This is a genomic window from Trueperella sp. LYQ143 (genome assembly GCF_046599595.1).
Taxonomy (GTDB): Bacteria; Actinomycetota; Actinomycetes; order Actinomycetales; family Actinomycetaceae; genus Trueperella.
Window position 1 is genome coordinate 1 of record NZ_JBKIWR010000004.1, and the last position, 26724, is coordinate 26724.

Consider the following 26724-nt stretch of genomic DNA (forward strand, 5'->3'; position numbering starts at 1 on the left):
TTTGTTTTTTGGACCCCCCAATTGGAAAACCCCCCCCCCCCTCAAGAGAAAGGGGGGGGGGGGGGGGGGGTGTTTTCCCCCCCCCCCCCCCCCCTCGCCATACTGAGGTAACCATGCACACATAACATAGCTCAGCCAGCAGACACCCGATAGACGTGTAACGCGGCGCTGCCGCCCCCGCGCTGCGATCACAATAGCGCATAACTGCGGTTTTACTGCGTGTACTATAACTTATTGCCACGCCGATACATCGTTTTTATCCGTATTTACGCCTCACCATACGCCTTATTCGTCGTTAGGCTCGCGCGATCCGCCTATTTCTTCTTAGTTTTACAGTGATCGCAGTTCCGCGCCCTGTGGAATTACGCAGAGATATTGCGGAACTGAAAAAGAGAGCACATACAATGACGGGGAGCGAAAATTGTCTCCGCTCCCCGTCATTAGCGCTGTTTCACAACAGCGTTCAAAATTAGTTACCCGTCAGCTTCTCCCGCAATGCGGCAAGGGCTTCATCGGAGGCAAGCATACCGCTCGCTTCGTTGCCCGAGGAGTAAGAAGCCGGCGTCTCCTCAGCAGCGGCTTCTGCACCTTCACCGGCGGCAGCAGCTTCGGCGTCTGCCTCAAGGTGGGCGGCAACCTGAGCCTTGTGAGCAATCCAGCGCTCCTCAGCCTTGGCGTACTCCGCTTCCCAGGCAGCCTGCTGCTCCTCGTAGCCCTCAAGCCACTGGTTGGACTCAGGATCAAAGCCCTCAGGATACTTGTAGTTGCCTTCTTCGTCGTACTCAGCCGTCATACCGTACAAGGACGGATCGAAATCGGTCGAGTTCGGATCGACACCCTCATTAGCCTGCTTGAGGGAGAGGGAAATCCGACGGCGCTCCAGATCAATATCAATGATCTTGACGAATACTTCATCGCCGACCTTGGCAACCTGCTCAGGCAGCTCGATGTGACGATGCGCCAATTCGGAGATGTGAACCAAGCCCTCAATGCCGTCTTCAACACGCACAAACGCACCGAAAGGAACGAGCTTGGTAACCTTACCCGGCACAACTTCACCGATACGGTGGGTGCGGGCGAAGGTCTGCCACGGATCTTCCTGGGTAGCCTTCAAGGACAGCGAAACACGCTCGCGATCCATATCGACGTCGAGAACCTCAACCGTGACCGGCTGGCCAACCTCAACCACCTCAGACGGGTGATCGATGTGCTTCCACGACAGCTCGGAGACGTGAACCAGACCGTCAACGCCGCCAAGATCAACGAACGCACCGAAGTTAACGATCGAGGAAACAACACCCTCACGAACCTGGTTCTTCTGCAAGGTATCCAAGAAGTGAGCGCGAATCTCGGACTGGCTCTGCTCTAGCCATGCACGACGCGAGAGCACAACATTGTTGCGGTTCTTATCCAGTTCAATGATCTTGGCCTGTAATTCCCGACCGACGTATGGCTGCAGATCGCGAACCCGACGCATCTCAACCAAAGATGCCGGTAAGAATCCACGCAAGCCAATGTCAAGGATAAGACCACCCTTAACAACTTCAATGACCGAGCCAGTGACAACGCCGTCGGCGTCCTTGACTTCTTCGATCTTATCCCAGGCCCGCTCATACTGAGCACGCTTCTTGGATAGCTGGAGGCGGCCTTCCTTATCTTCTTTCTGCAGGACGAGCGCCTCGATTTGGTCACCAACTTCGACGACATCATCAGGGTCAATGTCGTGCTTGATGGAAAGTTCCTTAGAGAGGATAACGCCTTCGGTCTTATAACCGATATCGAGCAGGACCTCATCCTGATCGACTTTTACAACGGTGCCTTCGACGATATCGCCATCGTTGAAGTACTTGATGGTCTTGTCAACAGCGGCAATCAAATCTTCTTCAGAGCCGATGTCGTTGATAGCGACCTCAGGAGAGGTCTGATTGTTGATGGTCATAGAGTTGGTGACTCCAGATTGTGTACTAGTTCGGACAATTACGTGGTGCCCACGGTATGCGCGATGCGCACGAGCGATGCACCAAAAGCCAAGTTTACGGGCAAGACGTACTCTGGAGCAAGCGTGAAACAGCGACGCACATCGCATTTTTCCGCGCAGATCCGCCGCTATCTAACCGAGCTATCCGACCAAACAGCCTAGGCACTCCTTAATGTGCGGCCGCTCGCCAATTTCGCCCAATTCCAACCGAAACTTCTAAGGGCACCCGCAACTCAACCGCATTTCCCATTTCAGCGCGAACTAACGCCTCCAACTCCTGAGCCTCTGCCGCCACAACTTCAAACACTAATTCGTCGTGGACTTGCAATAACATTCGCGAAGCCATTGCCCGCTGCGTCATCGCCTCATCGACTCGAATCATAGCCAACTTGATAATGTCAGCCGCCGAGCCTTGAATCGGGGCATTTAAGGCCCGCCGCTCCGCCGTCTCCCGCTCCATACGATTCATACTCGTCAGTTCTGGCAAGTACCTGCGCCGCCCGGTAATCGTCGCCGTGAAACCGTCCTGACGTGCCTGCTCAACTACTTCATGCAGGTAATCTCGAATCCGACCAAAACGAGTGAAATAATCCGCCATAAGACGCTCAGCTTCCGGCACTGAGATATGCAACTGGCTCGAGAGCCCATACGCTGATAAACCATACGCCAGACCATAGCTCACCGCTTTAATATGCGAACGTTGCTGAGACGTCACTTCTTCTGGCGGAACATTAAAGATTCGCGAAGCGACGTACCTATGCAGATCCACCCCATCGCGAAATGCCGCAATAAGTTCCTCATCACCAGAGAAATGTGCCATGAGACGCATCTCAATCTGCGAATAATCCGCCGTCATCAGATAGTCAAATTCCTGCCCCGGAACAAAAACCTCCCGGACCTGCAAACCCTCCTCAGTGCGGGCATGGATATTCTGTAAATTCGGATCAGTGGACGACAGCCGACCCGTTTCCGTCACCGCCTGCTGATAGGTGGTATGAATGCGTTTATCGGACTCCACCGCACGGCGCAAACCGTCAATGGACTGCCGCAATTTAATTGCGTCCCGATGTAGCAGCAACGCCGATAGGAATTCCTGACCTGCCACAGATTTATCGTCCTCACGGAGCGCAATTTTCCGCAGCAAATCGCCCAACGCAGCAGCGTTTGTGGTGTATCCAGACTTTGTCTTTTTCGTCTTGGGCAACTCAAGCCGCTCGAAAAGCACCTCTTGCAATTGTTTCGGGCTAGATAGATTAACTGAATCATCACCAATTGCGTCCCACGCCCGACGTTGCGCATCTTCAACATGCACATTGAATGTTTCATACAGCGATTCGAGTACCGCCTCATCAACTGCGATTCCTCGATCTTCCATCTGGGCAAGTAACTGCGCCGTCACCAACTCCAAAGAAGCGAGATCTACAGCGTCAATCGCGGCTAAAGCCCGCTGGCAATACCCGTAAAGCGGATGCAATACCGCTGCTCGCTCTGCAGCCCCCTGATAGGAGTTTCCGGTTAGGCTAAAAAGCTGATCGGATTCATCTGCCGTCAGCTCAATACCCAGATAACGGCTCGCCAGATTCTCCAAAGAATAATCGCGCTGTGAAGGTGCCAAAACGTATGCCGCTAACTCAATATCCGCGATCATTCCCGCAAGGTCATATCCCACCCCATGCCAGGCATGCCACAGCCCTTTCGTTGCATGCCCGATTTTTGGCGTATCGCCGACGAGGAACTCTCGCAAAGTCTCCTCATCCTCCGGCGATAAACTCGCTCGATCCGCACAGAACACCACTTTATCTGCCCCCGCGATCGCCACCGTATCAACATTGCCCTTCCGTGGGCGTTGCTGACCAGTGGCGTACAGCCCATACGGGGCAGGATGTTCTGCTAAGAATTGTGCCAGCGCAACCTGCCCACCTGTAAGAATCTGAGCGATCAGCTCCTCTTTATCTGCGGTTAGGTCATCGCGCTCGTTACCCGATTCCCCGTCGAGGGCATCCGAAATGCCTTCGGAAGAATCCGCCGATAGCGCAAACGGAAACTCGCTCAGGACGCGCCGTTGCAAACCAACAAATTCGTATTCACTAAAGACGCGACGAACCTGCGCTGGCCCACCCCCAGATATGCGAAGCTCCGCCAGATCGTCTACCAAGGGTAAATCGCAAACTAACGCATTGAGCTCGCGATTGCGCCGGACAAGTTCGACATTCGCATGTAAATTTGCCCCAGCCTTACCAGAAATCTCCTCGCAATGATCCAGCAGAGCAGCTAAGGAACCATAGTGATTGAGCCATTTTGCGGCAGTCTTTGGCCCCCACAAGGGCACACCGGGGATGTTATCCGCGTCCTCTCCCACTAACGCCGCCATATCGGGATACATCTGCGGGGTAACGCCGGTTTTTTCTAAAACAGCTTTTGCGTCCATAGGGATTAAGGTCGTCCCGGATTTGGGATACATCAGCGTAATATGCTCACCTACCAGTTGGAAGGCATCGCGATCACCGGAGGCGATAACGACATTCATCCCCGCGGCACACGCTTGGGTCGATAACGTCGCAACAATATCGTCAGCTTCGTAATCCGGGTAGCTGAACCATTTAATACCCAGACTCTCCAGAACATGCTGAATACCCTCAATTTGGCCACTGAACTCTACCGGAGTAGCACTTCGACCAGCCTTATACTGCGGATATTCTCGGGTCCGGAACGTCCCTCCTGGAAGATCAAAGGCAACTGCCACGTGATCCGGTCGGTGATCCTTCATTAACCGCAACAAGGTCATAGTGAAGCCATGAATAGCGTTGGTGTACTGCCCGCGGGTGGTGCGAAAATTCGGCGCAGCCAGGGCATAGAAGGATCGGAAGGCCATAGAATGACCATCAATGAGAAGCAGCGTATTCGTTGTCACGCCCCTAGCCTATCGCGTCTGAGGAACACCGAGTAGGCTACAGCTATGGAGCAATGGACGACATTAGAGCAAACACTGGGTATTTTGATAGAAAAATCTGACGACGTTGAGTGTGTCATTTCTATGTCAACAACGGCAGCGCGCCAGCCCTTCGGGGTATTGCATGGCGGAGCAAATGGCGTGCTCGTCGAACATGCCGGCTCTATTCTCGCTAATTCCCGCGCGCCTGAGGGGCGCATCGCCATGGGTACGGAATTATCCGTCACGCAACTTGCCGCAAATGCCACGCCTCTGGCCCGAGCACACGCCCAAGTAATCCATCAAGGGCGCTCATCAATATGCCTGAGCATTAACGTTACCGACGCTAACGGCACAATCACTGCAGTTGGGCGTTTAACCTGTGTATTTGTCGCAGCCTAGCCTTCCATAAGAACAACACCTGCCCCCGCACGCTCTCTCGTCCTGTGCCCAGATAGCCGAGAAACGTCAATCTGGGCACAGCAACATACCTGGTAAGTACAGACCAAGCTACAGCAAATAGCCGGCAGGAGTGCAACAGCGGTTCCGCGAGGCTCTCCTACGCCGGCAGATAGGGATTATTCTTCTCCCCCGACCTGCTCAACAACTGCGTCAGCAACTTCCCGCATCGTTAAGCGACGATCCATTGAGGTCTTTTGAATCCAGCGGAATGCCTCTGGCTCCGTTAATCCCATCTTCTCTTGCAACAGACCTTTCGCCCGATCCACCCGCTTGCGCGTCTCAAACTGTTCGGTCAAGGAAGCAACCTCTGCTTCCAGTGAGGCAATCTCACGCGAACGTGACAGTGCGATTTCTACTGCTGGAATGAGATCTTCCGGGGTAAAGGGCTTAACGACATACGCTAATGCTCGGGCATCGCGCGCCCGTTCAACCAGTTCTTTTTGGGAAAAGGCCGTCAACATAACAATGGCAACTTGACGTTCTGCAAGAATAGCTTGCGCTGCCGAAATGCCATCCAAACCAGGCATCTTAATATCCATCACGATTAGATCAGGATCGTGCTCCTGGGCCAGCTCAATAGCCTCTTCGCCGGTAGCGCCTTCGCCTACCACGGTATAGCCGGCCTCCTGCAAGGTTTCGACAATATCTAACCGAATAAGCGTTTCATCCTCGACGACTAGCGCACGCACCGCCGCCCGGTCATCATCGCTGGTATCAAAAACCGCGCCTGCGATCAGATCACTCATTCGTTCCTCCGAGCTCTTTCGCTAAACCGCCATCGGTTAGCTTTACACCCTATTAACTATAAACTGACGAACACTTTACCGCGATAGGATATCCACAGTCTGCAAGACTTCTTGCACGGCGATCTCCATCACGGGGAATTTCCTCAACGCACATGAAACGTTAGTGCGGAATATCCGCAGTAACGCAGCAATGAAAAAGTGCTCCCGGCGGGATTCGAACCCGCACACCCGGAGGCACCGCATTTTGAGTGCGGCGTGTCTACCAGTTCCACCACAGGAGCAGCGCGTACCATCCTACATGCTGCACGAGAATTAATCATCTCCACATCGCAGCCACAAGTAGGACCATCATCACATTAACCGTGACGATCTGGTACGTTGCCGAGGTTTTCCACCAAAATAGCGAAACCGCGCTCCTTAGCGTTCGCCAGAAAACATCTCGCCCATCTTGTGAATACGAATCGTATTCGTCGATCCCACCTGCCCCGGAGGCATACCAGAGACGATGACAACGCGATCCCCGTCCACAGCTAGCTCCCGTTCATGCAAGATAACATCCACCTGCTCCACCATGTGATCGGTATGAGCAACTTCCGGCGTGATGATGGACTGTATTCCCCAGGTCAGCGCTAGCTGCTGGCGCACATCTGCCGAAGGAGTGAACACTAACAGTGGAATACGGGCACGCAACCGAGCCATCCGTCGTGCCGTCTGCCCAGAAGCAGTGAAGACCGCTAAATACTTCACGCCGAGTGCTTCGCCAATATCCATTGCCGAGCGAGTAATGACGCCGTTGCGCGTGCGGTGAAGATTGCCGATCTTCGGGATAGATTGCAGCCCGTGCTCTTCTGTGAACTCAATAATCGAGGCCATAGTGCGCACACATTCAACCGGATACGCTCCGACCGACGTCTCTCCAGAGAGCATCACCGCATCTGCGCCATCCAAAATCGCATTCGCACAATCTGAAGTCTCAGCTCGCGTCGGAGTGGGTGAAGAAATCATAGATTCCAGCACCTGGGTTGCCACAATCACTGGCTTAGCAGAACGACGGGCAATCATGATCGCTCGCTTTTGCACCAATGGCACCTGCTGCAGCGGCAATTCCACCCCGAGATCACCGCGGGCGACCATAATGCCATCGAAAGCATCGACGATCTCATCTAAAACAGTGATCGCCTGCGGCTTTTCGATCTTGGCAATTACCGGAATCCGGCGGCCAACCGCGTCCATAATCGCATGGACGTCCTTCACATCATCTGCCGAACGCACAAAGGACAATGCGCACACATCAACGCCGACGTTTAACGCCCACTCTAAATCAACCTTATCCTTTTCTGACAAGGCCGGAACGGACACCGCCACACCGGGCAGATTTACCCCTTTGTTATTGGATACCGTCCCGCCGATGAGAACTTCCGTGCGCACCTGCGGCCCAGTAACTGAAAGAACTCGAACCCGGACCTTACCATCATCAATCAAGATAATATCGCCCGGCTTGCAATCTCCCGGTAGCCCCTTAAAGGTCGTGGAGACAAGCTCTTTATCGCCGGGGACGTCCTCGGCTGTGATCGTAAAAATATCTCCCTGTTCCAACAGCACCGGCCCTGATTCAAATGTTCCCAGACGAATCTTCGGACCTTGCAAATCGACGAGCACCGCAACAGCTTCACCAAGCTCGTCAGCCGCCTCACGCACCCACTGAATACGCTTTTCATGCTCGTCATGGGAGCCATGTGAGGCATTAATGCGGGCAACATTCATGCCTGCTTTTACCAGTTCAACGATACGCTCTTTAGAGTCAACAGCCGGACCAAGAGTACATACGATCTTCGCTCTACGCATAGCACCACCATACCTGACCAGCTCGTAGGGAGTGAAAACTAGTGCTTGGTTTCATCGCGATCATCTCCCGCATTACCTGTGGATAGCGCTGAATTACCAGCTATCTCCTTGCCGTCGATTTCAGTTTCTACATCCGATTCCGCGTCAGATACCTCGTCATCTTCAAGCAGCTCGTCAGCCATTGTTTGCTTTTGGTTTTCTGCCGCCTGGCGAAGATAGATCCCTTTGGCTTGCGGATGCTGACGCAGATACCGAGTACGGCACACCAACCCAATCACGGCCGCACAGAAGACCAGAATCGACACCCATACATTCAACCGCAATCCCCAAAAGATATGGGCCGTATCAATCCGTAAATTCTCGATCCATACCCGCCCTAAGGTGTATAGCGCGATATAGACGTACACTAATTGACCGCCACACAGATGGAATTTCTTCTCCAGAGTCAAGATCACCAGCACCGCTGCTAAGCACCACAGCGACTCATACAAGAACGTGGGATGAAAAGTCGTTCCTGGCGAATACCCCGCAGGCAGATGGACCGCATCAATGCGCAAGCCCCACGGAAGATCAGTTGGCCGCCCGAATAACTCCTGATTAAACCAGTTCCCAAAACGACCAATCGCTTGAGCCAGCAATAAACCAGGGACAACCGCATCACCAAGCGGGCTAAATCGTAAGCCACGCCGACGCATCGTGATATACCCAGCTAATGCCCCGCCTGCAACAGCACCCCAGATTCCAATCCCGCCTTGCCAAACGTAGAACGCGCGAATTGGCTCTCCTCCAGGGCCAAAATACGGATCCGGAGTAGTGATAACGTGATAGATTCGCGCACCGACAATCCCCCAAAGGACCATCCAGACGGCAACATCTACCACCACGTTTTGTGGCCCACCCTTTTTTCTATACCGACGATCTGCCCAAAACGTCGCAATAATAATTCCGAGGATAATCACCAAAGCATAGAAGCGGAGACTCAGTGGCCCCACGGTGATTTCATGGATCGGCGGAGATGGGAGAGCCTGAAACATCATTCAGTTTCCTTTGGTAGTCGTCACAGCTACATCACCACGCAAGACATGCGCACCACTGGCAATCTCGGCAGCAATCCGTTCAATAGTATCCAAGGCAGTAGGGGTGTCGCCATCGTGGTCAATTAACGTGCGCACAAGCGCTGAACCAACAATCACTCCGTCTGCATACTGCGCAACATCACGGGCCTGATCGGCATTTGATACCCCAATTCCTAGGCATACATTGCGCGCTCCGGCGCGGCGCGTGCGCGCAACGAGATCTTCGGCGCCGCTAGCTACGCGATCCTGTACACCCGTAACCCCCATGCGGGAAGCCGCATACACAAAACCGCGAGTATGCCCGACCGTATATGCCAATCGTTCATCCGTTGATGAGGGGGCAACCAAGAAGATTCGCTCCAGGCCGTAATCATCCGAAGCCGCAATCCATTCAGCCGCCTCATCGGGTACTAAATCCGGAGTAATCAGACCGGCCCCTCCGGCATTCGCCAAATCCCGAGCATAACGTTCAATACCATAGCGGAATATCGGATTGTAGTAGCTCATAATAACGACTGCTGCCCCAGTATTCGCAACTGCTTCAACTGCCCGAAACATATCTGCCTGACGCACACCTCGAGCCAACGCAGCCGTTGTAGCCTGTTGAATGATTGCCCCGTCCATCGTCGGATCAGAATAGGGCATCCCTAATTCAACAATATCTACCCCCGCATCAACGATCCGACGAGCAGCCGCAATAGAATCAGAGACGGAGGGGAAACCCACCGGCAAATAACCAATAAATGCCGCTTGACCAGCTTTCCGGCGTTCGTCAATAACCTGTGCGGTATAGCGCGTCATCGCTCCTCCCCCTGAGAATGATTACCCAAATCGAAATACTCCATTGCCGTGTACATATCTTTATCGCCTCGCCCTGATAAACACACCGCAATCGTCGGCTGCTGGCCAGATTCGGCTGCCTGACACCCCACTTTCATGGCAACAGCTAGCGCGTGAGCAGATTCAATCGCCGGAATGATTCCCTCGCTACGCGCCAAAGCACGGAACGCCGTCATCGCCTCAGCATCTGTAACAGGCCAATACTCCGCTCGCCCGCTAGCAGCCAACCAGGCATGTTCTGGGCCCACCCCTGGATAATCTAAGCCTGCCGAAATCGAAACTGACTCAATCGTTTGCCCGTCATCGTCTTGAAGTAAATATGTTTTTGCCCCGTGCAATACGCCAATCTCGCCCTGGGTAATAGAAGCAGCGTGGCGTCCACTTTCTGCTCCTTCTCCTCCGGCTTCCGCACCGATCAGTCGCACGGTTGGATCATCAAGGAAGGCGTTAAACATCCCAATCGCGTTGGAGCCACCCCCGATACAAGCAGTAACAACATCCGGTAGCTCACCTGTTATATCAAGGATCTGTGCTCGCGCTTCCTCACCAATGATTTTCTGTAAATCACGGACCAACGTCGGGAAAGGATGCGGGCCAGCGGCTGTACCGAAAATATAGTTAGTGGTATCGACATTCGTTACCCAATCGCGGAAAGCCTCATTAATGGCGTCTTTTAAGGTGCATGACCCCGAATCAACTGCGACGACATTCGTTCCTAATAACTGCATTCGGGCAACATTCAATGACTGGCGTTGGACGTCTTTCGCCCCCATATAGATCGTACATTCCAAGCCCAACAAAGCCGCCGCTGTTGCCGTCGCGACTCCATGCTGACCCGCACCCGTCTCGGCAATAACTCGTTTCTTCCCCAGGGAACGGGTGAGGAGAGCCTGACCCAAAACATTGTTGATTTTGTGCGATCCGGTATGGTTGAGATCTTCTCGCTTTAGAAAAACCCGCGCGCCTGCACAATACTGCTCACCGAATCTCTCCGCCTGCGTCACAATTGAGGGGCGCCCGGAATAGCTCCGATGCAGATGGTCAAGCTCCGTGATGAAATTCGGATCGTCTTTGAGCGCTTCCCATCCGTTTTCTAGATCTGTTAACGCTTTTTTGAGGGCTTCTGGGACAAAACATCCCCCAAAAACATCAAAGTATGGACCATGTGCTTTGGAAAACAGCATTATGCCTTCTTCTTTTTATTGCGGTGAGACGGAATAGCCGACGCTACGTTCAATCTATAGCAACACGTTTATGCCGTCTTCTTCATCGTATGCATCTGGTGTTACTAAATCGAATCCAGCGAGGGATGCTGCCCGGCGGCAACCATATCCCGCACTGCCTGCAAGGGATCGCGATGGGTGACGAGGGCCTCTCCCATGAGAACCGCATCGGCTCCAGCTCGGGCATAGTTCAACACATCCTGCGGATGGGCTACTCCAGACTCCGCCACCCGAACGACATGGGAAGGAACAATATCAATCACCTGATCGAAAACCCGCATATCGACGTCTAAGGTCTTCAAATTCCGCGCATTGATCCCCACAACCTGAGCTCCAGCATCTAAGGCTCGCACGGCCTCTTCCCTGCTGTGGGCCTCCACCAATGCCGTCATGCCTAGTGAATGAGTGCGCTCGATAAGAGAGGTCAACACTGTTTGTTCTAAGGCGGCAACAATCAGGAGAACCAGATCTGCACCATGCGCCCGAGCTTCCCAGATCTGATACGGCGTAACAATAAAATCCTTACGCAATATTGGAATATCGACGGCGCGCCGCACGGCATCCAGATCGTGAAGCGATCCACCGAAACGGCGCTCTTCCGTCAACACCGAAATCACCGCAGCCCCGCCCTGCTCGTACAATGCGGCGAGCTGAGCGGGATCCGGAATATCTGCCAAAGCCCCCTTTGACGGGCTCTTTCGCTTCACTTCCGCAATAATCTGAACGCTGCGATGTTCGGCAGGCTTTAATGCGGCCAGAGCATGACGGGCTTGCGGCTGACGAGCCACGATTTCTTTGAGCATATCAAGGCTTACCGCAGCTTCTCGCACCGCAAGATCCTGACGAACCCCAGCAATGATGTCGTCTAATACCGTCATGTCTCTCACCTCATATATTGACAAACTAGCTGGCCGGACCAGATAACCGAGCGGCTAGCTCAATGGCCTTTAGAACTGCTCCAGCTTTATTCTGCGTTTCGTTGTATTCATAATCGGCATGCGACTGTGCAACAACACCGGCACCGGCCTGCACTTGAGCATGGTTCCCGGTAATAATCGCAGTGCGAATCGTAATTGCCAAATCCGTATTACCGGAGAAATCAAAGTAGCCCGTAACGCCGCCGAAGATTCCCCGCAGTGCTGGCTCAAGTTCGTCAATCATCTCAATGGCACGTTCCTTTGGCGCGCCGGAAAGCGTTCCCGCTGGGAATGTTGCCTGCAAGGCTTGCGGAATCGTCACATCCTCACGCAAGGTTCCCGTCACCGTTGAGGTCAAATGAATGACGTGCGAAAGCACCTTGATTGCTCGGCGATCCACAACCTCAATCGTGGCTGGATCACAGATTAGACCTAAATCATGCTCCGACAGTTCCACCAACAGTTCATGTTCATGGACTTCTTTCGGATCAGCCTGCAGATCAGCAATAACTGCTGCGTCTTGCCGTGGATCGGCGGGGCGCGGGCGCGTTCCTCCGATGGGGAAGGTCATCACCTGTCGATCCTTCACCCGCAAAAGCGTCTCCGGTGAAGAACCGACGAGCGTAAATGAGCCCTCGTGATCATCTGGCAAAACGACATAGAACATGTACGGGCTGGGGTTAATGGAACGTAAAACTCGATATACGTCCACAGGATCTGCCGGGCATTCGACATCGGCACGTTGCGCAATAACCACTTGGGTAGCTTCACCGGCATTGATGTAATGCACGGTCTGTTCAATTGCCCGAGCAAATTCTTCTTTCGTCACTCGCCACTGCGGCTTTGGCCCCGACGCATCGCCATCTACTACCGCAGGGTGGATCGTCTGAGCCGTATTCAACTGCTGGCGCATAGCCTCAATACGGGAAAGCGCATCTGCCCAGGCTTCCTCAATACCCGCTGCAGTGCCGTTGCGGTTGATCGCGTTGGCAATTAGCCATACACAGTTGTCCTTATGATCGACGGCAACAAGATCGTCAACTAAGGTGAGTACAGCTTCTGGCGTTTGATATTCCTTTACTGCCTCCCGACGCAACTCTGGATTCCATTCGTAGAGCACATCCCAGCCGATCGTTCCCACTAAGCCGCCGGTTAATGGCGGCAGATCTGCAATCGGCTCAGAGGACAACACATCCAGTGCAGATTGGAGCAGCTCCAAGGTGCTACCTTCACGGGTAATCCCCTCCGGCACATCTCCGTACCACCGGCTCACTCCGTCGCGAGTCACCATCCAGGCACGCGCTGCCACACCGATAAAGGACCATCGGGACCAACCATCTCGCTCTGCGCTCTCCAACATAAAAGTGCCTGGTTGTGACAGTGCCAAAGTCCGGTACAAGCTCACCGGCGAGGCATCATCAACGAGAACTTTCATAGCGACGGGAACAACGCGCCGAGTCGCTCCTAACTCAAGGAACTCCTCACGCGGAGGATAAATCTCCCCCCATTGACGATTGTTCACTGCGGTTTTCTCCTTATCTATTCGCTATGGCTATACCATATGGTGCTCGGTGGTCACGGGTAATGCTCCACCGGCGTCGAAACATCGCCACGTGCCGGTATGGCATGCGGCATCAATCTGCGTGACCGTCAACAAGATAACATCTCCATCACAGTCTAATTCCGCAGAATGAACAAGCTGGATAGCTCCTGAGGTGTCGCCTTTGCGCCAATACTGCTGACGAGAACGCGACCAATACCAGGCGCGTCCAGTTGATAGCGTCCGAGCGAGAGCAATTTCATCCATCCACCCCACCATGAGAACATCCCGGCTGCGCCGATCCTGAACAACAGCCGGCACTAAACCGTCATCGGTAAAGCGGATACGTGCCCGAATCTCATCAGAAAGAGTATCGACGCCTTCGGTGTCTAACCCCGAGGGCGTATTCGTACTCGCTGGCACGGTGTTCTTATTCACCCAAAACCTCGAAGCCAGCCGCCCGCAGAGCAGCTTTGACCTCAGCAACCGTCACAACCCCGAAGTGGAATACCGAGGCCGCGAGTACCGCATCAGCACCAGCTTGGGCAGCCGAAACAAAATCCGCAACACATCCGGCACCGCCCGAAGCAATGATCGGAGCGCTGATAATCTTCCGAGCTTTTTCAAGTAATTCAATGTCATAGCCGGTGGTCATGCCGTCGGCATCCATTGAGTTGAGGAGGACTTCCCCGGCGCCGCGTTCCACAGCTTCAACTGCCCATTCGAGAGCATCCCGCCCCAGCCCTTGTGTGCCTCCATTGATCGTCACTTCAAATCCTGAAGGGCACCCTGGCGCGCGGCGTGCATCTACCGATAACATGATTGCTTGCGGGCCAAATTCCTCAGCGATTTCGGTTAGCACCTCGGGGCGAAGCAACGCCGAGGTATTGATGCCAATCTTTGACGCGCCAGCCTCCATCAGTTCACGGACATCTTCTACATTGCGAACCCCGCCCCCGACGGTGAACGGGACCGTCACCACCTGTGCGGTACGCCGGACGACCTCACGCATGGTTGCGCGCCCCTCAACAGAGGCAGAAATATCCAGGAAACCCAGTTCGTCAGCACCCATCTCACAGTAACGTTTGGCGAGCTCTACTGGATCTCCGACGTCTTTAATATCGGCGAAATTCACGCCTTTTACTACCCGCCCGTCTTTTGTATCAAGACAAGGAATAACTCGAATACCAGCCCCCATCAGCCCTCCCCTAAGTTGAAGTTTCGCTTCATGGTAACAACAACTAAGGTACAGACCATGGGGTCTATCCACAGTGTGAACGCTAGGGGATCACGGCAGCAGATCATTGCTAAAGTCTGTGCAGCTGCCGCCGAACACTCACTTTTTATTATTGGGATTGACGGACGCTCCGGTGCTGGAAAAACCACCTTGGCCCATGAGATCGCACAACAGTTGCTCAGTGAACTCAATGCGGAGGAAGCTACCCACAATCGTGCCGAATCCCCCGTAGCTTCCTGTTCGGTTCCCTCGCCGCCCGCTATTGTCACTATCGAAGTTGAAGATTATATTCGGGGCTGGGATCGTCTCGTTGCCGATATTCCGTATCTGGCAGTTCTCCTCGCTGAGCTGCGCCAAAACGGATACGTCTGGGCGCGCCCGTGGGATTGGCAGGCTAACCGCCCTGGGCCGCTGCGTCGTCTGCCGCAATACGGGTATGCGCAGCGCATTATTGTGGTTGGCAGTGGAGCAATATCGGCCCACCTTTCCACGCTGCTCGATTGCAGAATATGGCTAGAGGCCAGTAGCGATCTTCGCCAGAGCCGAGTGCGCTACCGCGATGCCTACGATTGGTCAGCGTATTGGCAGGTATGGGCGCAGGCAGAAGAACAGCTACGCGCTGAGTCTGCTTCAGATGCGCGTGCAGATTATGTGCTGCACACCGATGAGCCGGAAACACTGCCGTAATCACAATCAGGTTGGACCTTTACTTTTCCCTCCCTGGTGCAAATATAAAGGAAATTGCTACCGCTTTCCCCCTCCCCTATATGCGGTCCTATCGCCTCGTATTTTCCTGTTATGCGTGATTCCTTTTCCCCTCTCATGGCGAGAATAATTACTGCTGCCAGCTATAAAAACAGATATAGCCCAGCTAGCACAGATATGAAGATATGAGAAGAGAGATGAAATCTGGAGAGGAAAAGCGCAAACACCCAAGGCTCACCCATCGCTGCTCTCTCGGTGTACGTAATTCAGTCTGCCGCTGCAGGTGCTGCCGCCAAAATATCGACGACAAGGGCGCGATCTCCGCCTCCTTGAGCTAATCGCGACGGAATCGCCACCACTATTCGACTCCCGACGCGCGCATCCAGTAAAGCATCGCGCAAACCAGGGAACACTTCTGGCATGTTCAGTAACGCCGGTTTCCCTTGCTGCCAGGTATTTTCTCGAACCTGACCGTTTGCATCTGCGAGGACGTAATTGACGACAACAGCATCATTTTCACCAATTTGTGCGCCCTTACCTGTGATGACGGAGTTGTAGACCAATTCAGAAACAGGCCCGCCACCCGCTGTAATCGTCGGTATGCCAGAGACAATATCCACCGCTGGCATACCATCATGCGCCGGAATCGCTGCATGCTCCTGGGGCAACGAGGTTGGCAAAATATCAATGACGCTCACAACAGCGCTGTATTCACTTTCAGGTTCCGTGACGATCAGCCGACTTCCTTCTCGCTGCCCGATAACGTCAGAATAAAACCGCGAAAGCGCATTTGGCGTTGCAAAATTGACGATTAACGTACGCCCATGCTCTTCGGGGGTTGCGCGTGCCGTAACGTGAAAAGCCGTCAGGGATAACACCACCGGAGATTTTTCTGTAATCTCGCGCCCTTGCCCCGAACGATCAACCGCCAGCGAACGCGTCCCCGGCGTTGAGTGCTCATCGAAATGTGGTTTTCCGCTGAGCGTCAGCACCGGAGTTTGCCCCAATTCCCCGGAAGTCGTCATGACAAAATCCTGCGGGGAATGTTGCAGCCGGTAGCTCACCGTCGATCCAACGAAGCCTAACCACAGCCCTAGGATGATTCCACCGATATAGAGCACGATACGCCGACGATTCATGAATCAATACCTGCAATCAACTCATCAACTCGTGAATCGGCAAAACACAGTGGATCAGGGAGCAAAACACCTCGTGATCCCTCATCCTCTAGTAACCGCAGGTTCAACCAATCCACCAGATAATCGCGACGCCGATCCATCGCAGCGGCAACAAAATCGCCGCGCAACTTCGCCCGAGTGGTTTGCGGAGGAATTGTACGGGCTTGTTCTATTCGCTCTACCGGAACAATCATGTGGAGTGCGCCGCTGGCTTCCAACCGTTGCCGAAGCCCATAAGGCGTAATATCGTGCCAGGCCAGATCGAGACGGGCAACCCGCGGATCATCCCAACTCACGCCCGAACGCTCACAATAGCGTTGCAGAGTGTAGCGTTTAGCAACCCAGTCAATTTCCCGTACCAGGCTCTGCACATCACCGGATTCCATAGCATTGAGCGCCCGCGCCCACAGATCAAAAACATAACGGCGCGTCGCATCGAGCTGGTCAAACCAGCCGTGGCGCTGATAATGCGTGACAACGACCTGGTATATTTCCCGCTGAATATCCAGAGCCGACATTGCGCCAGAATGAGCCAGCGGCAGCGGCTGCCTCCCCGACAGATCTGTGCAGACCGTGCGGATCGCCTGCACAGGATCGGCTAACGTACACTCCGGCACGGCGGCTCCCGATTCCAGTACATTGAGCACGGCTTCCGTCATGCCAATTTTTAATGCGAGCGTCGCCTGGCACATGGAGGAATCCCCCACGATGACGTGCATTCGACGATAGCGTTCCGCGTCAGCATGCGGCTCATCGCGGGTATTAATCATCGGGCGCGTGCGGGTAGAGGCCGCCGAAATCGCATCGTCCATGTGGTCTGCGCGCTGGGATAACGCGAAATGCATACCAGTATCATCCTGGCGCAGATACCCATTACCGACGAGAAGCTGCCGAGTAACGAAAAACGGGATCAGGGCATCGATCCGAGAACGAAAATCTCGCCGACGCCGCAGCAAATAATTTTCATGACATCCGAAGGCATTGCCATAAGAATCTCGATTATTCTTCAGTAAGTGGATACGCCCAGCAATCCCCTCATGTGCTAGCTGGGTATTAGCTTGCTCAGCAAGATGAGCAAAAATCGCATCCCCAGCCCGATCATTCGCAATCAGATCAGCAATATCATCACACTCAGCCGTGGCATACTCCGGGTGCGCTCCCACATCGAGATATAGACGCGAGCCGTTGGGTAAAAACGTACTTGTGGAGTGGGTATGTGCCACTACCGAAGCAAAGAGCCGATGCGCGCTTTCCTCCGCATCTAACGGAGCTTCACTACCCGAGGTCGACGCACAAAAGATTCCGTACTCGGTTTCCACTCCAATGACGCGACGCGGGATCACTGGCCGCCCTTTTGAACAAACCCCTGCACAAAAGACGTCGCATTTTCTTCCAAGATGGCATCGATATCGTCAAGAACATCGTCAACGTTGAATACCGTAGCTGCCACCGCTGGAGTCGGTACGTCATTATTTTCCGATTCCTCTTCACGCCGACGGACCTGACGAAACTGTTGTTCGGACATGCGCTCCCTTCCTTCTGGTGGCTACTCTAGTACACCTGGATCGCGGCTAACAGAGAACCGGATATGGGGATTATTCACATCCGTTTCGCCTCGTGAATTACAGATCACCGCTGCTCGCGAACTGCGGCCAATATATCGGCTAACGCCCCCTCCTCAAGGACGCACCCCAGCCGATCAGCACAATATGCGGCTGGATCAGCCATTGCCACTCGGAGTAAATCGGTACCGTCGTCAACCGTCACGCTATCCCATCCGGCGCATTGCACCTGCTTTGCAAATCGACGGATGAGCCCTCCTCGCAGGTATGCCCGCGTAGATGACGGAGCATAACGCACCGCATGGTCAACCTCAGAGGTGCTCACGATGCGTTCTACCTGACCAGCGGCCTCCAACCGAGCCACGATGGAGCGTTCTGGCCGTAAATCATGCCATTGCAAATCGCAGGCACGCAGCTTATCGTGATCCCACGATCCGCCTAGACGCTGACGTAGCGATTCCAGAACCTGATATTTGGCAATCCATTCCACCCGTCGGGCCGCCCGCATCATATCTGTGCGCAGATCATCTAAAACTTCTTGCCATATCTGGAGCACCTGTGCGGTTTCTTCATCGTTCATCCCATGCCGTTCCACATGCTCACGTGCCGCATCGAGATAAATCTGTTGAATGGCGATGGCACTCTGAGAGCGCCCATCAAACATATCCACTTCCCGACGAAGTTGCGGATCATGCGAGATTTCCCAGGTGGCTCGCACCGGATCATTGAGCAAGATGCTATCCCACTCCAGCGGAATCTCTCCCGATTCAATCAGGGAAATGACGAGTGACGTCGTACCCACCTTAAGGAGATTCGAGATGTCAAACTGATTGGCGTCTCCCCCGATAACGTGCAAGCGGCGCCACCGAGCGTGCGCATGCGGCTCATCGCGAGTATTGATAATCGGACGATTAAAAGTGGTTTCCAAACCGACATCATTTTCGACGAAATCGGCCCGCTGCGAAATCTGAAAACCGGCATATTCACTGCGTTGCCCTAAACCAACCCGACCCGTTCCACACAGAATCGGACGGGTGACGAAAAAGGCGGTGAGGTAGCGGATAACGTCCGTGAAATCCGCATGACGTTCCATCAAATAATTCTCATGGCAGCCGTAAGCGGCGCCTTTACTGTCGGTATTGTTCTTATACACCACGAGGTGGTGACCTTGCTCCTCGGCACATTTCATGGCATGACGGGCAATGACTTCACCAGCCCGGTCCCACAGCACAGCTTCGCGCGCGCTGGCCACTTCCGGCGCAGAATACTCGGGATGAGCGTGATCCACATAGAATCGGGCGCCGTTGGTTAAGACGGCATTGGCTGGGCGAATCAGTGCCTGTTGCGCTGGTGTTGGACGCGGCATCCGGCAGATGACGCCCTCGGTATCTGGCGCGCTCGCGATCGGATCATCAGTGAGTTGTGATGGATGTGCGCTGGCGCGATCTAAGCGATACCCACGGGCATCACATAGAGGATCTTCACTGCGATAATCCCAGGGAATTGCCCCTGCCCTACCGCTGGCGCTTCCAGCTTGAGCGTAGGCCTGCACCAACTGGGTTGACCATACAATCGGGTTATTCATTCCGCTTGGTTCACGCCCTGGTGCTTTGTGATTCTCCGCATGGCCGCGAGCATGTATAACAGTTGAGGAATTCGGCATCGGAGTAGCGGTTAGCGAAGATGACTCACGATCTTCTCGGCAGATTCCAAACTCAGTTTCTAAGCCCATAATGCGATGAACACTCATGACTGCTCCCGTTCAGCTTCCGAGGGATATTCTCCAACGTTTTCCCCTGGCACATCCCCTAACGCCGCTTGCTGTTCCTCCTGTGATGGCGAGCTGAGGATCTCACTACTTGCGCAGATCGGGCGCACATTTGCTACCGGCCACGGTGTATGCCGACCATGAATACGCGCCCACTCTTGCGGATTGGTGAGCTGGGTTATTTCGTCATTTTGTTTTACTTCATCGTAAATTGCAGCCCGTATATGCGTCATCGAAATTCCCCGCTGACCGCTTTGTAAGAAATCCTTAATCGCATATTTCTTTGCCCGATCCACAATGGCAGCAAGCATGGCTCCCGATACGAAATCACATACGTAAAGCCTTTCGCGCTGGCCATTTACATAGGTCAACTCCACGAACTCCATTTGTGTTGTGCGTTCAAAAAGCATATCCACAGCTTCGCGTGCCATAGTTTCTACCGCTGCCGCCGCCGATCCACAGCGGTTAATCTCTGCCAGGTGAATAGGCAAATCGGGAGTGAGGTACTTCAGGATAATCTCTCGTGCGCCGGATCGCGTCGGGCGATCAATGCGGATCTTGGCATCGAAACGACCCGGACGTAAAATCGCCGGATCGATCATATCTTCTCGATTCGACGCCCCAATGACGATCACGTTATCCAGCTGTTCGACTCCATCAATTTCCGTCAATAGCTGAGGAACGATGGTTGTTTCGACGTCCGACGAAACTCCCGAGCCACGGGTACGGAATAAGGCTTCCATTTCATCAAAGAAGATCACGACCGGAATACCGCTAGCCGCTCGATCGCGCGCGCGGGCAAAGATTTGGCGAATCTGCCGCTCGGTTTCTCCGACGTATTTATCCAGCAATTGTGGACCTTTGATATTGAAGAAATACGAACGCGGCTGGTGGGCATATCGCGATAGTTGCGTTTTACTCTTTGCTGGATCCTCCGACGCTGCCGCTTGATTACGCTGTGCGACTTTTTCGGCGATAGAGGTCGCCACCGCCTTGGCGATAAGGGTTTTTCCAGTACCAGGCGGGCCGTAAAGTAGCACCCCTTTCGGAGGTTTAAGACCGTGTTCGCGATAGAGTTGCGGATGTTCAAAAGGCAATTCGATACTGTCGCGAATCTGCTCAATTTGAGCATCTAATCCACCAATATCAGCGTAGGTAACATCGGGAATTTCCTCTAATAGCAGGTGTTCCACATCTGGTCGTTCCACATGCTCAAGGACGTATCCTGCTTTCATATCCGCCAGTACGGTATCTCCGAGCCGCACGCCACGATCCATTAACCGACCCGATAACCGCATGACGCGCTCATCGTCAGCCCCATAGCGCACAACCACCCGCTCGGAATCAATAACTAACGCCACTGTGGCAAGGCTTCCGATACGATCGTAGGATTGCGTGCCGATCACCACTAATGACTCGTTCAAAATGAGTTCTTGACCAGGACGGATAGATCCTAGGTCGATTAAATGCGAAACAGCGAGAATCATCTGCCGCCCATTGACCATCGCTAAAATTTCCCGACGGTCATGGTTGGCACTGATGAAGGTTGCAATCGATCCAGGCGGTTGGGATAGCCGTTCTACTTGAGCATTCAGGTCAGTGATGCGTTGGCGCGCTTCTTGTAAACCACGGCTGAGACGTTCGTTTTTCTCTAAAACCGAACTCAGGGTTGCACGCAACGAAAATATCTCGCCGTTTTCCAGTGAATCAGTGTGCTCCGTCATGGGCATCCTCTCCCTGTGCTGGATATGGCTCGGTTACTGTTACTGTTTCAGTTTCTGGGCGTATTGTTTGCTTGGCACTTGCCGACACATCATCGCATTGTGAGGTAGCGAGCCGAGAAGGCACAGACGAAGAATCAGGAGAACAACAGCCCGGATCATAGGATTGTTCAGTTTCCCATGAGCGTTCTTTAGCTGCTTCCTGGCGGGCGGCCGCTCGCTGGGCATAGCGTTGCATATCACGTTCACGCAGTTCCGCTGCAATCCGTTCATCCATCGCACGCGCGTTTTCACCAGGCGCCGACGTTCCACTTATCTCCACATCCGCACGATGGGCAATATCTCGACGGATTTTACGCAGCTTGCGCTGTGCGATCTCTCGCTCATTCATCTCCTGAGCTGAATTCTCACTCCAGGATAGGGCCTCACTATGTGCTGCTGGCGCCGGCCGCCGACTCGGAATTAACGGGTAAGAATTACGCGCAATTCTGCGGGCAAACACCAAAAAGCCAGTGTGAGCGACCATCGAATGATTTGGGCGAACTGCAAGACCATCCAAATGCCAGGTGCGCACCATCGATTCCAGTGCTTCCGGTTCGGTAAAGGCCTGAGAATCTCGCAGCATTTCCACAAATCGCGATAGTTGCGTCGTCGTTGTTACATATCCAATAATGACTCCGCCGCTGCGCAATGCCTGAGCAGCCGCAGTGATACATTCCCACGGAGCGAGCATATCTAAAATGACATGATCGAGGCTTTCCTGCTCCATTTCAGATAACACGTCATTTGCATCGCCGATGCAGAGCTGCCACGGAGGGCACTGCGGTCCATACCATGAGAGCACATTTGCTTGAGCAATCTCAGCAAATTCGGGGCGGCGCTCCACTGAGGTCACCTGGCCACTTTCACCCACGGCGGCAAGCAGGGATAAGGTCAGACCCCCTGAGCCCACTCCGGCTTCCAGGACGCGCGCCCCAGGGAAAATATCGCCATGTTGAATGATCTGCCCTGCGTCTTTCGGGTAAATCGGAGTAGCTCCGCGTGGCATAGACAACACATAGTCGCATACCAAGGGGCGCATTAACTGCAAGCTGTGACCAGATTGCGTCACCAGTATTGTCCCCTCAGGTTGCCCAATAACCTCGCGATGATAAAAGTTTCCTCGGGTGGATTGGAAGTAACCATCTGTGGTCAACATCGTGGTGTACTTGCGACCTTTAATATCAGTGATCTGCACTCGCTCACCGGCACGAAATGGACCGCGGCGACGTTCTGCCCCATACGGGTGTGGATAAGTACTCATCACTGCTATCTTACCGACCGCATCTTCACAACCGCGGGTATGGTGAGAGAATGAGTTCACATGCTGCTATTTCACCGAGTCGGGCAAGCGACTTTCGTACCTGCCCTTTGAAGTTTCGCCTGCGGAGTATTGATCGCATTACCGAAAAGCCCACTCCTGAGATGTTGCGCGGGACGCTAGTACACTCCGTCCTGGAACACATCTTTGATGCGTGCCCTGAACAGCGCACTGAAGATCACGCCCAATCCTTACTCCTTCCCCGTTGGCAGGCCCACCAACAACGCCACCCCAAGGACGCAGAGATCTTTTCCTCACAAGCAGACATTGACTCATGGATTGAATCAGCTCGCCCACTAATAAGCCGATATTTCACTCTTGAGCAGCCACAGTATCTCCAACCTCATGCCCGAGAATCTTTCGTCAATGCCGTACTACCTTCAGGATTGGCGATACGCGGAATTATTGATCGTCTCGATATTGCTCCCAATGGGGCGATTCGCGTCATCGATTATAAAACTGGTCGTTCTCCACGCCCAGAATACCAGCGCAGCGCCATTTTCCAGATGTGTTTTTATGCTGCTGCGCTCGTCTTTTCTGGCAAGGATCTGCCGGCTCGCACGCAACTGTTATATCTCGGGGATGGGCGCACCCTCACCTACGATCCGCATAGCGATGACGTTAAGGCCATCGAATCAGAGATCAACACACTGTGGGCGCAGATCCGAGCCAGGCTAGATAATGGGCACTTTGAAGCGCGGCGCAACCCATTATGCCAATGGTGCGATTTCCAAGCGATATGCCCTGAATTCGGGGGGCAGCCGCCGCAAATGAGTGAGCAGGGCGCCGCCTATTTACTGACGGCAGAGATCTCCACCTCCTCAGCCCAGCACAATGCGCACGGCGATAGCTCAGCCCATCAGTTGATGTAATTTTTCTTCGTCCACCTGCGTCAGGGATGAGATCAGTTGGACGCCGGGCAACTGCGGGAGTTTTACATGAAGTGGAACTCCTACCGCCCGCCCACCAGAGGCATGGGCTGCTGTTAACCCAGGAATCGAATCTTCGAAGATCAGGCAGCGGGAAATATCCACTCCGAGGCGTTGAGCTGCACAGCGATACGGCTCAGGATCAGGTTTACCGGCTAGTCCTTCATCACCAGTAACACAGACGGTTAGCGCTCCCTGAGGGCTATTGGCTAAGGTCAAATCGGCAAACGAACGGAATGACGATGTAACTAGCGCGCTGGGGATCTGCAGTTCGACCAACAAGGTCAGGAGTTCTTGGGCACCAGGCCGCCACGGCATTCCTCGCCGACGCCCAAGTTCGGCAACCTTATCGGTAAGCAGCGTCCCTAACTGAGCTGGGCTGATCTCTAACTGCAATGCCTGACACAAATATCGGGTGGAATCCGTCAGAGACATCCCAATAATTGCTGTCTCATCGCCTCGTTTCCACGGGCGATCTAGGGCAGCAAAGACCTCTTCTTCAGCAGCAAACCACAGCTCTTCTGAGTCAGTGAGGGTACCGTCCATATCGAAAAGGACAGCCTGGGGCAACATATCTCTCGTCTCCTTATCAATAGAAATAAGCGCGGTCAACGCATGAATAGCTAGGTGCGAAAGCACGGGCGCAAGCTATCACCCGGCTCGCAGGGATTTAACTCATCCGCTCTCCCGAGATGCCATTCGTGTACCGTTTACTTGAGCCACCGTCACTCATTGTGCGTTATACGCAATACATCGTCGGCTATGCATCTCAGCATGTGGTAATTTCCCCATTAATACGCATTTATCAACCCGGTCCCTAAGAGGGCAATAACGGTAGCTGCCAGAACAAAACGATAAACCACGAAGATCGCGTAAGAACGAGTCTCTACGAAACGCAGGAATCCTACTATCACAGCAAACCCCACAATAAAGGCTGTAACAGTAGCGACTAATGTTGGTATCCCACCAACCTGTGGCCCCGTCCCGTCATCAGATAAAAGCCGGTAGAAACCAGACCCCATAATAGCTGGAATCGCCAACAAGAAAGAAATTCGCGCCGCCGCGGATCGAGTGTACCCCAAAGCCAAGCCGACGGTGATCGTCCCGCCAGAGCGCGAGACCCCTGGGATCAACGCCATCGACTGCGCAAAACCTAAAACCACGCCATCGCGTACAGACATCTGCTCCAGCGGAATCGCCCGACGCCCCAGCCGATCAGCTACGCCAAGCAAAACCGCGAAGATAGCGAGCATAGCGGCTGTTATATACAAATTGCGGAATACGGAGTCGATCTTTTCCTCCAGCAATAATCCCAGAACGACAATCGGAATCGTCCCGAAAATAACGATCCAACCTAGGCGCACATCCGGATTGGCTGACGGAACTCGCCGCGGCGGTGAAACCACCGGCAATGAGCGAAACCACGCGCTAATAATGCGCACAATATCGCGCCAAAAATACAGCACAACAGCCGTCTCAGTGCCGATTTGAGTCACAGCCGTAAAAGTCACTCCCGGATCGCCTAAGGATGGAAACAACTCCCCAACAATACGCAAATGTGCCGACGATGAGATCGGGAGAAACTCCGTCAATCCTTGAACGATTCCTAACACAATGGCTTCAAAAATACCCACCCGCCTAGCCTAACCCCGCGATTTTTCTCCTCGTGCATTAGGCTCTGGGATATGAAGCACATCTTTCTCGGACACAGCGGTCTACAAATCGGCCATATCGGCATGGGGACTCTCACCTGGGGGCGAGATACCGAATCCAGCGACGCCCACCGGATGGTCGCCAACCTACTCGATCATGGCGGAAATGCCATCGACATCTCTGCCGTATATGGAGACGGTTTAGCACTTACCGTATTAGGCAGCGTCCTTGACGGCGCAGTAGACCGTTCAGAACTGTGCATCATCGGCCATGTCGGCACCTTCTTTCGTACAGATAGCGGAGCAGTTCGATGCAACACCGGGCGCGGCGCGCTGATGGCATCGGTAGAACAGATGCTTGAGCAATTGAATACCAGCTATCTCGATGTGGTCAGTGTCGCCGGTATAGACCACCACACTCGATTCGAAGAAACCATTGAATCCCTCATCGCCATCGTTTCGGCCGGAAAAGCCCGATATATCAGCCTGAGTAACTTCCCCGCATGGCAAGTAGCCCGTTACGCCCAATACTTCACTGACCACCACGCCCCCATCTTGGCCGGCATCGGAACAGAATTTTCGGTTCTTGATCGGCATGCAGATCGGGATCTCACCGACGTCTGCGAGGAGTTTGGACTTGGAATATGCGCATATTCGCCGCTGGCCGGCGGGGTATTAACCGGCAAATATCGGCACACCATTCCTCCTACCTCACGGGCAGCAACAGAGCACCTGCGCTCAAGCGTGGAACGGCATCTTGAGGATAAACCGCGAAGAACCGTCGAAGCTATTGCCAAAGCTGCGGACGGGCTCGGGCGCACCCCCGCAGATATTGCACTAGCGTGGCTACTATCGCGCCCACAGGTCGCGTGCGCCTTCGTCGGAGCTCGCACCCACGCCCAATTCGATCAAATCCTCGAACTCGATATCTGCGAGCTTCCCGAGCCCGTACACCGCGCAATCTCAGATATTTCTTAGCCACTTCTCTTCGCAGCGCAGCCGCTTACCTCCTAGCCGCCGCAGAACGTAGCGAGCAGGCGTTATCCCCAATGACGA

23 protein-coding genes and 1 tRNA gene are annotated in these 26724 nt (G+C 53.9%); 4 read left to right on the top strand and 20 right to left on the bottom strand.

What is annotated here, in order from left to right; translation table 11 throughout:
* Positions 1 to 469: 469 nt before the first annotated feature.
* Positions 470 to 1939, bottom strand: a complete 1470-nt coding sequence (gene rpsA / locus ACLHIL_RS02455; RefSeq protein WP_411296364.1) for a 30S ribosomal protein S1 — start codon at positions 1937 to 1939, stop codon at positions 470 to 472.
* 208 nt (positions 1940 to 2147) lie between these two features.
* Complete coding sequence (polA, locus tag ACLHIL_RS02460) at positions 2148 to 4889, bottom strand: DNA polymerase I (protein WP_411296365.1); 2742 nt, start codon at positions 4887 to 4889, stop codon at positions 2148 to 2150.
* Between the two features lie 45 nt (positions 4890 to 4934).
* Between polA and ACLHIL_RS02465 the strand changes: the two genes are divergently transcribed.
* Positions 4935 to 5309, top strand: coding sequence for a PaaI family thioesterase (locus ACLHIL_RS02465; RefSeq protein WP_411296366.1), 375 nt, complete (start codon positions 4935 to 4937; stop codon positions 5307 to 5309).
* 176 nt (positions 5310 to 5485) lie between these two features.
* On the opposite strand, the gene ACLHIL_RS02470 is transcribed toward ACLHIL_RS02465, so the two are convergent.
* The 10 genes from ACLHIL_RS02470 to hisF all read right to left on the bottom strand — a co-directional run bounded on the left by ACLHIL_RS02470 (position 5486) and on the right by hisF (position 14754).
* Entirely contained in the window at positions 5486 to 6115 is a 630-nt protein-coding gene (locus tag ACLHIL_RS02470; protein ID WP_411296367.1) for an ANTAR domain-containing response regulator, read from the bottom strand.
* A 199-nt stretch (positions 6116 to 6314) separates the two neighbouring features.
* Positions 6315 to 6396 (bottom strand) — tRNA-Leu (locus ACLHIL_RS02475).
* A 136-nt stretch (positions 6397 to 6532) separates the two neighbouring features.
* Positions 6533 to 7960 (bottom strand): pyruvate kinase, encoded by a 1428-nt coding sequence (gene pyk / locus ACLHIL_RS02480; RefSeq protein WP_411296368.1) that lies wholly within the window; start codon positions 7958 to 7960, stop codon positions 6533 to 6535.
* Between the two features lie 38 nt (positions 7961 to 7998).
* On the bottom strand, positions 7999 to 8997 hold the full coding sequence (lgt, locus tag ACLHIL_RS02485) for a prolipoprotein diacylglyceryl transferase (RefSeq protein ID WP_411296369.1): 999 nt from the start codon (positions 8995 to 8997) through the stop codon (positions 7999 to 8001).
* Positions 8998 to 9837 (bottom strand): tryptophan synthase subunit alpha, encoded by an 840-nt coding sequence (gene trpA, locus ACLHIL_RS02490; RefSeq protein ID WP_411296370.1) that lies wholly within the window; start codon positions 9835 to 9837, stop codon positions 8998 to 9000.
* On the bottom strand, positions 9834 to 11060 hold the full coding sequence (gene trpB, locus ACLHIL_RS02495; protein WP_411296371.1) for a tryptophan synthase subunit beta: 1227 nt from the start codon (positions 11058 to 11060) through the stop codon (positions 9834 to 9836). The genes trpA and trpB overlap by 4 nt, the downstream gene beginning before the upstream one ends.
* Positions 11061 to 11164: 104 nt before the next feature.
* On the bottom strand, positions 11165 to 11977 hold the full coding sequence (gene trpC, locus ACLHIL_RS02500) for an indole-3-glycerol phosphate synthase TrpC (protein WP_411296372.1): 813 nt from the start codon (positions 11975 to 11977) through the stop codon (positions 11165 to 11167).
* Between the two features lie 25 nt (positions 11978 to 12002).
* Positions 12003 to 13538 carry a chorismate-binding protein gene (locus tag ACLHIL_RS02505; protein ID WP_411296373.1) on the bottom strand — a complete coding sequence of 512 codons (1536 nt, stop codon included), beginning with the start codon at positions 13536 to 13538 and terminating at the stop codon, positions 12003 to 12005.
* 30 nt (positions 13539 to 13568) lie between these two features.
* Positions 13569 to 13994, bottom strand: coding sequence for a phosphoribosyl-AMP cyclohydrolase (hisI, locus tag ACLHIL_RS02510; protein ID WP_411296374.1), 426 nt, complete (start codon positions 13992 to 13994; stop codon positions 13569 to 13571).
* On the bottom strand, positions 13987 to 14754 hold the full coding sequence (gene hisF / locus ACLHIL_RS02515; RefSeq protein ID WP_411296375.1) for an imidazole glycerol phosphate synthase subunit HisF: 768 nt from the start codon (positions 14752 to 14754) through the stop codon (positions 13987 to 13989). Before hisF ends, hisI begins: the two co-directional genes overlap by 8 nt.
* 57 nt (positions 14755 to 14811) lie before the next feature.
* On the opposite strand from hisF, the gene ACLHIL_RS02520 reads away from it, so the two are divergent.
* A complete protein-coding gene (locus tag ACLHIL_RS02520; RefSeq protein ID WP_411296376.1) occupies positions 14812 to 15480 on the top strand; it encodes a uridine kinase in 669 nt (222 codons plus the stop codon).
* 284 nt (positions 15481 to 15764) lie between these two features.
* Here ACLHIL_RS02520 and ACLHIL_RS02525 read toward each other — a convergent pair whose 3' ends face one another.
* From ACLHIL_RS02525 to ACLHIL_RS02550, 6 genes are all read right to left on the bottom strand, one after another.
* On the bottom strand, positions 15765 to 16637 hold the full coding sequence (locus tag ACLHIL_RS02525; RefSeq protein WP_411296377.1) for an FKBP-type peptidyl-prolyl cis-trans isomerase: 873 nt from the start codon (positions 16635 to 16637) through the stop codon (positions 15765 to 15767).
* Complete coding sequence (pafA, locus tag ACLHIL_RS02530) at positions 16634 to 18019, bottom strand: Pup--protein ligase (RefSeq protein WP_411296378.1); 1386 nt, start codon at positions 18017 to 18019, stop codon at positions 16634 to 16636. Before pafA ends, ACLHIL_RS02525 begins: the two co-directional genes overlap by 4 nt.
* Entirely contained in the window at positions 18016 to 18201 is a 186-nt protein-coding gene (locus ACLHIL_RS02535) for a ubiquitin-like protein Pup (RefSeq protein WP_411296379.1), read from the bottom strand. Before ACLHIL_RS02535 ends, pafA begins: the two co-directional genes overlap by 4 nt.
* A gap of 104 nt (positions 18202 to 18305) precedes the next feature.
* Positions 18306 to 19988 (bottom strand): depupylase/deamidase Dop, encoded by a 1683-nt coding sequence (gene dop, locus ACLHIL_RS02540; RefSeq protein ID WP_411296380.1) that lies wholly within the window; start codon positions 19986 to 19988, stop codon positions 18306 to 18308.
* A complete protein-coding gene (gene arc / locus ACLHIL_RS02545; protein WP_411296381.1) occupies positions 19985 to 21730 on the bottom strand; it encodes a proteasome ATPase in 1746 nt (581 codons plus the stop codon). The genes dop and arc overlap by 4 nt, the downstream gene beginning before the upstream one ends.
* Positions 21714 to 23030, bottom strand: a complete 1317-nt coding sequence (locus ACLHIL_RS02550) for a tRNA (adenine-N1)-methyltransferase (protein ID WP_411296382.1) — start codon at positions 23028 to 23030, stop codon at positions 21714 to 21716. The genes arc and ACLHIL_RS02550 overlap by 17 nt, the downstream gene beginning before the upstream one ends.
* 50 nt (positions 23031 to 23080) lie before the next feature.
* On the opposite strand from ACLHIL_RS02550, the gene ACLHIL_RS02555 reads away from it, so the two are divergent.
* On the top strand, positions 23081 to 23959 hold the full coding sequence (locus tag ACLHIL_RS02555) for a RecB family exonuclease (RefSeq protein ID WP_411296383.1): 879 nt from the start codon (positions 23081 to 23083) through the stop codon (positions 23957 to 23959).
* Here ACLHIL_RS02555 and ACLHIL_RS02560 read toward each other — a convergent pair.
* On the bottom strand, positions 23939 to 24589 hold the full coding sequence (locus ACLHIL_RS02560; protein WP_411296384.1) for an HAD family hydrolase: 651 nt from the start codon (positions 24587 to 24589) through the stop codon (positions 23939 to 23941). The genes ACLHIL_RS02555 and ACLHIL_RS02560 overlap by 21 nt on opposite strands.
* Positions 24590 to 24807: 218 nt before the next feature.
* Positions 24808 to 25650 carry an undecaprenyl-diphosphate phosphatase gene (locus ACLHIL_RS02565; protein WP_411296385.1) on the bottom strand — a complete coding sequence of 281 codons (843 nt, stop codon included), beginning with the start codon at positions 25648 to 25650 and terminating at the stop codon, positions 24808 to 24810.
* Positions 25651 to 25701: 51 nt separating this feature from the next.
* On the opposite strand from ACLHIL_RS02565, the gene ACLHIL_RS02570 reads away from it, so the two are divergent.
* The gene (locus ACLHIL_RS02570; RefSeq protein ID WP_411296386.1) at positions 25702 to 26646 is read left to right on the top strand and encodes an aldo/keto reductase; all 945 of its coding nucleotides are present in this window, start codon (positions 25702 to 25704) and stop codon (positions 26644 to 26646) included.
* Positions 26647 to 26724: the final 78 nt, after the last annotated feature.

Coding starts and splice junctions, on each gene's coding strand:
- lgt (WP_411296369.1), bottom strand. CDS start 8,997: ATGATGTTTCAGGCTCTCCCATCTCCGCCGATCCATGAAATCACCGTG.
- dop (WP_411296380.1), bottom strand. CDS start 19,988: ATGAGTGTTCATCGCATTATGGGCTTAGAAACTGAGTTTGGAATCTGC.
- ACLHIL_RS02520 (WP_411296376.1), top strand. CDS start 14,812: ATGGGGTCTATCCACAGTGTGAACGCTAGGGGATCACGGCAGCAGATC.
- ACLHIL_RS02525 (WP_411296377.1), bottom strand. CDS start 16,637: ATGAATCGTCGGCGTATCGTGCTCTATATCGGTGGAATCATCCTAGGG.
- trpB (WP_411296371.1), bottom strand. CDS start 11,060: ATGCTGTTTTCCAAAGCACATGGTCCATACTTTGATGTTTTTGGGGGA.
- trpC (WP_411296372.1), bottom strand. CDS start 11,977: ATGACGGTATTAGACGACATCATTGCTGGGGTTCGTCAGGATCTTGCG.
- ACLHIL_RS02470 (WP_411296367.1), bottom strand. CDS start 6,115: ATGAGTGATCTGATCGCAGGCGCGGTTTTTGATACCAGCGATGATGAC.
- ACLHIL_RS02465 (WP_411296366.1), top strand. CDS start 4,935: ATGGAGCAATGGACGACATTAGAGCAAACACTGGGTATTTTGATAGAA.
- arc (WP_411296381.1), bottom strand. CDS start 21,730: ATGACGGAGCACACTGATTCACTGGAAAACGGCGAGATATTTTCGTTG.
- hisF (WP_411296375.1), bottom strand. CDS start 14,754: ATGGGGGCTGGTATTCGAGTTATTCCTTGTCTTGATACAAAAGACGGG.
- ACLHIL_RS02535 (WP_411296379.1), bottom strand. CDS start 18,201: ATGTCCGAACAACAGTTTCGTCAGGTCCGTCGGCGTGAAGAGGAATCG.
- trpA (WP_411296370.1), bottom strand. CDS start 9,837: ATGACGCGCTATACCGCACAGGTTATTGACGAACGCCGGAAAGCTGGT.
- ACLHIL_RS02555 (WP_411296383.1), top strand. CDS start 23,081: ATGAGTTCACATGCTGCTATTTCACCGAGTCGGGCAAGCGACTTTCGT.
- ACLHIL_RS02570 (WP_411296386.1), top strand. CDS start 25,702: ATGAAGCACATCTTTCTCGGACACAGCGGTCTACAAATCGGCCATATC.
- ACLHIL_RS02550 (WP_411296382.1), bottom strand. CDS start 23,030: ATGAGTACTTATCCACACCCGTATGGGGCAGAACGTCGCCGCGGTCCA.
- rpsA (WP_411296364.1), bottom strand. CDS start 1,939: ATGACCATCAACAATCAGACCTCTCCTGAGGTCGCTATCAACGACATC.
- pyk (WP_411296368.1), bottom strand. CDS start 7,960: ATGCGTAGAGCGAAGATCGTATGTACTCTTGGTCCGGCTGTTGACTCT.
- ACLHIL_RS02560 (WP_411296384.1), bottom strand. CDS start 24,589: ATGTTGCCCCAGGCTGTCCTTTTCGATATGGACGGTACCCTCACTGAC.